Annotated in this window: 8 protein-coding genes and 1 pseudogene; 2 read left to right on the top strand and 7 right to left on the bottom strand. The window is 73.0% G+C overall.

Annotated elements, in window-relative coordinates:
* The 4 genes and pseudogenes from KM933_RS26880 to KM933_RS39690 all read right to left on the bottom strand — a co-directional run.
* Positions 1–737 (bottom strand): annotated as a pseudogene (locus KM933_RS26880) (FUSC family protein); the annotation flags it as partial.
* Between the two features lie 157 nt (positions 738–894).
* Complete coding sequence (locus tag KM933_RS26875; RefSeq protein ID WP_221356665.1) at positions 895–1,437, bottom strand: PIN domain-containing protein; 543 nt, start codon at positions 1,435–1,437, stop codon at positions 895–897.
* Positions 1,434–2,582 carry a helix-turn-helix domain-containing protein gene (locus KM933_RS26870; RefSeq protein ID WP_260334196.1) on the bottom strand — a complete coding sequence of 383 codons (1,149 nt, stop codon included), beginning with the start codon at positions 2,580–2,582 and terminating at the stop codon, positions 1,434–1,436. Before KM933_RS26870 ends, KM933_RS26875 begins: the two co-directional genes overlap by 4 nt.
* Positions 2,583–2,799: 217 nt before the next feature.
* Positions 2,800–3,333 carry a peptidoglycan recognition protein family protein gene (locus KM933_RS39690; RefSeq protein ID WP_308013558.1) on the bottom strand — a complete coding sequence of 178 codons (534 nt, stop codon included), beginning with the start codon at positions 3,331–3,333 and terminating at the stop codon, positions 2,800–2,802.
* 985 nt (positions 3,334–4,318) lie between these two features.
* Here KM933_RS39690 and KM933_RS26860 point away from each other — a divergent pair.
* Positions 4,319–4,963 (top strand): gamma carbonic anhydrase family protein, encoded by a 645-nt coding sequence (locus tag KM933_RS26860; RefSeq protein WP_221356663.1) that lies wholly within the window; start codon positions 4,319–4,321, stop codon positions 4,961–4,963.
* Here KM933_RS26860 and KM933_RS26855 read toward each other — a convergent pair.
* On the bottom strand, positions 4,936–5,907 hold the full coding sequence (locus KM933_RS26855; protein ID WP_221356678.1) for a glycoside hydrolase family 6 protein: 972 nt from the start codon (positions 5,905–5,907) through the stop codon (positions 4,936–4,938). The two genes, KM933_RS26860 and KM933_RS26855, sit on opposite strands and share 28 nt — an antisense overlap.
* Positions 5,908–6,118: 211 nt before the next feature.
* Positions 6,119–6,871, bottom strand: coding sequence for a uracil-DNA glycosylase (locus KM933_RS26850; protein WP_221356652.1), 753 nt, complete (start codon positions 6,869–6,871; stop codon positions 6,119–6,121).
* A 39-nt stretch (positions 6,872–6,910) separates the two neighbouring features.
* Between KM933_RS26850 and KM933_RS26845 the strand changes: the two genes are divergently transcribed.
* Positions 6,911–7,453 (top strand): RNA-binding S4 domain-containing protein, encoded by a 543-nt coding sequence (locus tag KM933_RS26845; protein ID WP_221356650.1) that lies wholly within the window; start codon positions 6,911–6,913, stop codon positions 7,451–7,453.
* A 129-nt stretch (positions 7,454–7,582) separates the two neighbouring features.
* Here KM933_RS26845 and KM933_RS26840 read toward each other — a convergent pair whose 3' ends face one another.
* Positions 7,583–8,266: a class I SAM-dependent methyltransferase gene (locus KM933_RS26840; RefSeq protein WP_221356676.1), complete on the bottom strand. Its 684-nt coding sequence runs from the start codon at positions 8,264–8,266 to the stop codon at positions 7,583–7,585.
* Between the last annotated feature and the right edge of the window lie 4 nt (positions 8,267–8,270).

The following is an 8,270-nucleotide window of genomic DNA, read 5'->3' as shown; positions in this document are numbered from 1 at the left end:
TACCGCGCCCGCAGCCGCCGCTCGGCCGCGGAACTGGCGTACCGCCGCAGCCGCGGTCCCGCGAGCGCGTCCTGGGCGTGGTCGAGTGCGGCGGTCAGCGCGGCCCGCCGCCGGCCGGCTTCGGCCCCGCCCACGGCGGCGAGCAGTCCGGCGACGGCGTCGTACACGTCGGCGACCGCCGCGCGCTCGCCGTCGAAGCGGAAGTCGCCGCTCAGGGCTCCGGGGGTGGGCAGCGCGAGCCGCAGCGCGATCAGCCAGCCGGTGCCGGCGAGGAAGAACACGGCCCGCTGCCATCCGGGGTCGGGCAACGGCATCCCGGCCCCGACGGCCGTCGCGACGAGCAGCTGGGTCCCGGCGCCGGACGCCACGGGCCCCACCGCGCTGACGGCACCCGCGACGAGCCCGAGCCCGGTGAGCAGCAGGGTCAGCGGGACCGCCCCGGCCCCGTCGCCCGCGTACGTGCCGACGACGAGCCCCGCGGCCCCCGCGAGCCCGGGCACCCCGATCCGGTGCACGGCGGCGCGCCGGCCGCCCGGCCGGTCGTTGATCCCCGCGAACATGGCTCCCAGGGCGGCCATGACACCGAGGGACTCCCGCCCGACGAGCACGGCCACGGCCAGCAGGGGCCCGGCGGAGAGGGCCCCGCGCACCACGGCGCTCCACGGCACGGGCCCCCGCTGCCCCCGCAGCGCGTGCGCGAGCCAGGGCGGGAGAACGGCGGGAAGCGGTCGCGGCACGGACGAGGCTCCTGTCGGGACGAGGGCGGCTGCGGTGGCATGCCTTCGGGCGACGTCGGCCGGGCGCGGTGGTGTCCACCGTAGATCGGGTTCCTGGGAGGAAGGGAACGTATGCGTTTCGGAGGCGTGACGATCCACGGGGCGACGGCCGCTCCGGCTACCGCAGCAGGTCGTCGGGGTGGCGGGAGACGCGGTGCAGATGGCGTCCGGACTTCCCTATCCGGTGCAGCAGCTCATGGCCGTCCGCGGCGCTGACCAGGCCGTCGACGACGGCCTCGCTCATGAGGTGGAAGGTCTCCCTGGTGGTGATGCCCCGACGCCGCGCGTACGAGCCGGCCGGCCGGTCGTCGGTGATCCACACGGAGTCGCGGTACTCCGGGCGCCCCGTGATCAGTACGCAGGTCTCCGCCTCGCCGAGGTGCCTGGTCGGCATCGACGCGGCACCGCCGAAGACCGCTCTGCGCACGCGGTCGACCGCGACGATCTCCTCGACGTCCGTCACAGCGATCGGCTCGCCCAGCATGCCGCGTGCCTCGATGTCCTGTAATCGAGGGATGTGCTGGGCGGACTGCCGTGCCTCATGGGCCACGGCTTCGGTCCAGCGGCCGCGTCCGTCGAGCACTTTCTCCAGCAGGGGTACGCGGTCGACGACCGCGAAGTTGCACAGGACCGTGTTGTCCGGGAACCAGCAGATTCTCATGGCTGGAAGATCAGGTCCCCTTCTTCCACTTCTTCCACTTCGCTGACGACCGGTTCCGGGGTGTCCGGGTTCGCCGGGTCCAGGAGGTCGTGCAGGGAGTCCACCTCCGTGCCGAGCAGCGCGGCGAGCGGGCGGAGCGTGGTCTCGCCCCGGGCGTAGCACTGGTAGAGGGCCGCCACGAGCCGTACGGGGAAGCGCTCGGCCCCGGCCCAGGCGAGCTGCCGCTGGAAGGCGTCCGTCGCACCGGTCAGCAGGTGGCAGACCTCCGTGGTCAGCCCCTTGTAGCCGAGGGCGGACTTCGCGTCGATCAGCCGGAGCTGGCTCAGCCGTGCGGTCAGCGCACTGGGAGAGACCTTGAACGCGACGACCAGTTCGGAGAACGCCTCGTGGGTGAGCCTGCCGTGGTTGTCGGCCACCCGGCGGAACTGGTCGCGGACCTCCGGCGCGGGCATCAGCAGGTTGGAGGCGAAGACGTTGGCCCGCACCTCGGTCAGGTCCTTCTGCCGCCCCGGTGCCAGATGCGACTCGACGACGAGCTCCTGGGCGTCGCGGGCCAGGATGTGGCCGAGCTCGTGCGCCAGGGTGAACCGCTGCCGGGTCCAGGTCTCCGTGGGCCCGATGAGGATGAGCCGGAACGTCTCCGTCTGCCAGGTGAGCCCGTCCACCGTGTCGGGCAGGCGCGTGACCGCGACATCCACGCCGAACGCCTGTGTACAGGCTGTGATCAGCACGTCGGTCTCCAGGCCGGCCACGGTCCGGAGGGCGTCCGCCGCCGTGAGCACGCCGACGGCGTCCTGGGCGAGCTGCTTCCCCTGGTCCACGAAACGCGTGAGGTCGGAGCGCACGGAGGGCATCGGCGGCAGCTTCGGGGGCATCCCGAGCAGCTCCAGCACCTCGTACGCCGCCGTGAACCGGTCCGCCGCATCACTGACGCGGCCCCGCCGGGGAGCCGCTCCGGCGCTGGTCCGGGCGGCGAACGCCGGACGCAGCGGTTCCCGCCCGGTCAGCAGCCAGTCCACGGTCCTGCCGCCCGCCTCGGCGATCAGGGCCAGATCGAGCGAGGAGAACCGGCGCACTCCCGCCAGCGACTTGGACAGCTTGTCGGGGGTGAGCCCGACCTTCTCGGCGAACGCGGCCTGACTCATCGAAGTCGCTTCTATCACTCTGCGCACACGGTCGGTCACGGATTCAGGCATGCACTCACCGTAACCGTGCCTTGCGAAAATCGCAACGTACCGCCCAGAACGTCGCGGTGCGTGACGACAGCATCGTGCGGCATGCGGGCGGCATGCGGGGATCGGCCCCGCCCCCGCACGGGAGCGTGCGAGAACGTACGGGACGCGGAGGTCCGCGCGGCGGTGGTCAGCCCGTGCCCGCCACGGCCTTCCGCAGCGCTCCCAGCTCCGCGTACATCGCCCCGCCCGGGCACTCCGTCGCCATCCAGTCGCGGTGGCCGCTGATCTGGTAGACCTCCTTCTTCGTGCCGTTGAGCGGGTTGGTGTACGTGATCCTGGCCTCCGGGTCGACCTTGTGGAAGTCGATCAGGGACTTGACCAGCCGGGTGAGGGCGTCACGGGCGGCGGCGGTCGGGCCCTGGTCCGTCAGGTTGCCGAGGAGCGAGATGCCGAGGTTGCCGGAGTTGAAGCCGCCCACGTGGAAGGCGGTCACGACTTTGCCGTCCGCGTCGTGGGCCGGCGTGTCGCCCTCGCCCGAGTAGCGGCCCTCGTAGATCTCCCCCTTCTCGTCGACGAGGAAGTGGTAGCCGATGTCGCCCCANGCCCTCGTAGATCTCCCCCTTCTCGTCGACGAGGAAGTGGTAGCCGATGTCGCCCCAGTCGTTGGTGACCGCGTGGTGGTAGTAGATCGCGCGCACCGTGGCGGCCGGGTCCTTGTCACCGTTGGCCGTGACCGTGTGGTGGACCGTGAGGGCCTGGAACGGGTGGTACGTCTGCGGCGAGTTCTCCGTGCCGTCCGGCTTGAAGCGGAGTTTCTCGTCCGCGCCCCAGGCCGCCCGCGACAGATAGGTGATCTCACCCACCCGTGTGGCCTTCCTGGGCACGGCGACCTCGCGCTTCGGGCCGTGCAGGGTGTCGATGGCCAGCGACCGCAGATCCGTGGCACCGTCCGGAGCCTTCAGCTCGTACCCCGATGCCTGGCCCGCGGGGATCAGCAGCGCGCCGCCGTTGCTGTCCGAGCAGCCGTTGTGGGGCAGCGGCCGCCAGGCACCCCTGCGTCCGTCGGCACCGATCAGCCGGATGCCGCCACCGGTGACCTCCCGGGTTCCGCTCCAGCGCACGGCCACGTGGCCGATGGGAAAGGCCGCCTTGACGGGCGCCTCGCCCGTGGCCTCCTGGGTACGGGTTCCGGGGAACGTCTCCCAGGTCGTACCGGGTCCGGGATCGGCGGTGCCGTGACGGGCCGTTCCGGCGGAGGTGCCCGCCGCCGCGACGGGAGAGAGCACGGCGCCCGCGGCGACCGCGCCCGCGGCACCGATCAGCCCTCGTCGTGTGAAGCGTGACCGGGCGGGGTGCGGGGACGGAGGGGTGAGGGGAGGCATGGGACCGGTGGGAGGGGTGGGGGGAACGTTCATGGGGGGTTCCTTCGGTTTACTGGTCTGTGCTGGTCGTCCTGGTTGTCTCTGCTGGTCGTTGTCTCTGGTTGTCTCTGGTTGTCTCTGGTTGTCTCTGCTGGTCGTTGTCCCTGGTTGTCCCTGCTGGCCGTTGTCCCTGGTTGTCGCCAGTCGGCGCTGGTCGTCGTTGCCGCCGGTCGTTGCCATGCTTGAAGACGCGGCGGGTTACGGAGGTCGCGACGCACCGGCGGCGTCCGCGGCCGTCGATAAAATCCCCGAATGCACTCTTCCGCCGCGACTTGGAGTCGTCCCATGCTGATCGAGCACCGCGGGCAGCGCCCGGTCGTCCCGGCCTCCGCCTACGTCGCCCCGTCGGCCGTCCTCTGCGGAGCCGTCGTCCTCGGCGAGCGCGCCCGCGTTCTGCACGGCGCCGTCCTCACGGCGGAGGACGGGGAGGTACGGACCGGCGCGGACGTCGTCATCATGGAGAACGCCCTGGTACGGGGACGTCGGCGGCACCCCGCGATCATCGGGGACGCCGTTCTCGTCGGCCCGCACGCCCACCTCAACGGCGCCCGCGTCGAGGACGAGGTCTTCGTGGCCACCGGTGCCTGCGCCTTCCCCGGGTCCGTCGTGGGCGCCGGTTCGGAACTGCGGATCAACAGCGTGCTGCACGTGAACTCGGTCCTGCCGCCCGGCTCGGTCGTCCCGATCGGATGGATCGCGGCCGGCGCCCCGCAGGCCCGGCTCTTCCCGCCCGGTCAGCACGAGGAGCTGTGGGAGGTGCAGCAGGGGCTGGACTTCCCCGGCACGGTCTACGGCGTTCCCCGCGGCACCTCGATGCGGGACATCATGGCGCGGCAGGCGGACCACTTCGGCGCCCACCTCGAAGACCGCCTCATCGAAGACCGCCTCATCGGGGAGCGGTCTCACGACGACGGCCCGGCCACCGGCTGATCCTCCCCGTCGCGGGCGTTCCTCGCCAGCTCCAGCGCGTACGACGGCCACCACCGCCCCGCGGCCGGTCCACCCCGGCAGGTGCCGTCCGACTCGCCGGGCCGCTTGGCCCACAGGTGGGCGTCGACGAGCGGCGCGCCCGTGACGGTGGTCGGCGCCACGCCCAGGGCCCGCCCCGGCGGGTTGCACCAGGAGTTCGTACCGGTGTACGGCCCGTTGCCGTTGCGGCTGCTGTCGATCACGAAGTGCTTGCCGCCGAGGGCCCCGGACAGCGTGGTCCCGTACGTCGAGCTGGCGGCGTCCGTCTGGAAGTTGGAGACGTTCAGCGCGAAGCCGTCGGCACCGGCGATGCCCGACTGCCGCAGGGGCCCGGCCAGCCGGTACGGGTCCGGGTGCCAGGCGGAGTTGCCCGCGTCGAGGTAGACACGGGTGTTGGCCTGTCGCTCGAACCGGTCGACGGCGTACGCCAGCAGCGCGTACCGCTCCTCCGGCACGACCCGGTGGCAGCCAGCCACCGTCTGGGCCACGGCGTCCGGCTCGACGATCACGTACGCGCTCCGGTCCCCGAGCCCCGCCGCGAACTCGTCGACCCACTCCCGGTACGCCGCCGCGCCCGGGGCCCCGCCGCCCGAATGGGAGCCGCAGTCACGGTGCGGGATGTAGTAGGCGACGAGTACCGCCGTACGCCCTTCCGCGGCGGCGGCCGTGGTACGGGCCCGCACGACGGCCCGCGGTCCGGGACCGGTCAGCCACTCGGCCTGGGCACGGGTGGCGATCCGGTCCATCAGCAGGGCGTCGGCGGTCCGTCCCGTCCGGCGCCACTCGGCCGCCTGCCGGGCGGCATCGGACGCGGGATCGACCCAGAAGACCACCTCGGAGCCGGCTCCGGAGCCCTTCCCCGCGGCCACGCCGCCCCACAGGACGGCCGACACGGCCGCACCCATGGCACCGAGCACGACAACGAACGCACGGATACGGATACGGGCACGGGCACGGGCACGGGCACGGGCACGGGCACGGGCACGGGCACGGATGACTGTGGACACGACCGACTCCGTTCCCGCCGCCGGTCCGGCGGCGCCGGCAGCCCTCTTCCCGGAGTCTGCGGTCACTCGCGGCGCATCGCTCCGCCCGCCGTGTCCGCGCCCCCGGGAATCACTCCGACGGCGGGCCGTCCGGGTGGTCCGCCGCCTGCGGGGCGGCCGGGAGGTCCGCCGTCCGTGCCGCCGTGCGCAGTACGTCCCGCAGCATGGCCGGGGTGAGGCGGCCGGTGAAGGTGTTGCGCTGGCTGACGTGGAAGCAGCCGAACACGTGCAGCGGGCGGTTGGGGCCCTCCAGTGTGATGTGCGTGCCGTGCGCGAAGGGCGGACGGGGGCGGGGGACCTTCCATCCCGCCCCGGCGAACGCGGGCAGCGCCGCCTGCCAGCCGAAGCCGCCCAGTACGACGACCGCGCGGAGGGTGGGTTCGAGCAGTCCCAGTTCACCGACCAGCCAGGGGCGGCAGGTGTCGCGCTCCTCCGGCGTCGGCTTGTTGGCGGGCGGCGCGCAGTGCACGGGTGCCGTGACGCGCACCCCGTACAGGGTCAGCCCGTCACCGGCGTTCTCGGACGTGGGCTGCGACGCGAGACCCACGTCGTGCAGTGCCTCGTACAGCACGTCCCCCGACCGGTCCCCCGTGAACATCCGGCCGGTGCGGTTCCCACCGTGCGCCGCGGGGGCGAGCCCGACCACCAGCAGGGAGGCGTCCGCCGGACCGAAGCCCGGCACCGGGCGGCCCCAGTACGTCCAGTCCGCGAAGGAGGCCCGCTTCGTCCGCGCGACCTCCTCCCGCCAGTCGACCAGCCGCGGGCAGGCCCGGCACCCGGCGATCCGCTCGTCCAGTTCCGCCAGGCGGTGCTCCTGCTCCATACCCCCCACGGTATGCCCGGCCGGGGCTAAGGTCGGGGCATGGCTTCAGGGACTCAGAGGAAAGCGGACGACCGGGTGGACACGGACGGCTCCGCCGACGACGACAGCGGTGCCGGGGTCGACGTCGCCACCGATGCCAGGACCGATGCCGGCGCTGTGGCCGCCGCCAGGGCCGCCGCGCCCGCGAGCGGCGAGACCGTGCGGGTCGACAGCTGGATCTGGTCCGTCCGGCTGGTGAAGACCCGCTCCATGGGCGCGACCGCCTGCCGCGGCGGGCACGTCCGGGTCAACGGTGAGCGGGTCAAGCCCGCGTACGCCGTCCGTGTGGGTGACGAGGTCCGTCTGCGCCACGCCGACCGGGAGCGGGTCGTCATCGTGAAACGCGTCATCCGCAAGCGGGTCGGGGCCCCGGTCGCCGTCGAGTGCTACGTCGACAACAGCCCGCCGCCCCCGCCCCGCGAGGCCGTCGCCCCCGCGGGTGTCCGCGACCGGGGCACGGGCCGCCCCACCAAGCGCGACCGCCGCGAGCTGGAACGTCTCCGGGGGCTCGGCCCGTCCGACGGCGGTCCGAAGGCGCCCTGAGCGCGGAAGACGCCCCAGGCACGGAAGACGCTCCGGGTGCGGGAGGAGCAAGGGGCCGGGAGCGGCACAGGTGCCGAACCTGCTCCGCCGGTCCTGTCGGCTCCGCGGTCCGCCCCGCCGGGGGTGGCATCACGCCTCCACGGGTACCGCCCGCACCCAGATCCGGTCCTCCGTCAGGTACCTGTCGACCCTCAGCCCCGCTTCCCCCAGCGCCTCCTCGAACTGCTCCTTGGTCAGGGGCCGGGCGAGGAAGGTCTGCGTCCATACGGCGTCCGGGAACACGTACTCCGCGCGCACCGAGTCGACCCCCTCCCCGACCGGTTCCGCGGAGAGGATCCGGACCGTGAACCCGCTCGGGTCGACCCGCTCGCGCGGCAGGTCGGTGTGGTAGTCCTCGCCCTCGCGCTGGATCAGCACACAGCCGCCGTCCGCGACATGGCTCCGGCACACGTCCAGCATGGCGCGCCGGACCTCGATGTCGCCGGCGTGCACGAGGAACGACGCGAGCATCACCACGTCGAACCTCTCGTCCAGGTCGAGGGTCTCTATCGCACTGCGTATCGTGCGCGCCCCGCGCACCCGGTCCAGCATCTCGGCGGACTCGTCCACGGCCGTCACCGTGAAGCCCCGCTCGATCAGCGCGTGGGTCACCCGTCCCACACCACTGCCCAGTTCGAGGATGTGCGCCCCCGCCGGCACGGCCGAGGCGATGATGTCCGGCTCGTCCCCGACCGGCAGCCGCGCGTACAGCTCCACCGCGCAGCCGTCCGGTGTGATGGCGCCGGGTCCTGTTCCCTCGTATCCCTCACGCATCTCG

The organism is Streptomyces beigongshangae, from assembly GCF_019710745.1.
GTDB classification, from domain to species: Bacteria; Actinomycetota; Actinomycetes; order Streptomycetales; family Streptomycetaceae; genus Streptomyces; species Streptomyces beigongshangae.
The sequence above is the reverse complement of the archived record's forward strand: the minus strand, read 5'-3'. Positions and strand labels throughout refer to the sequence as shown.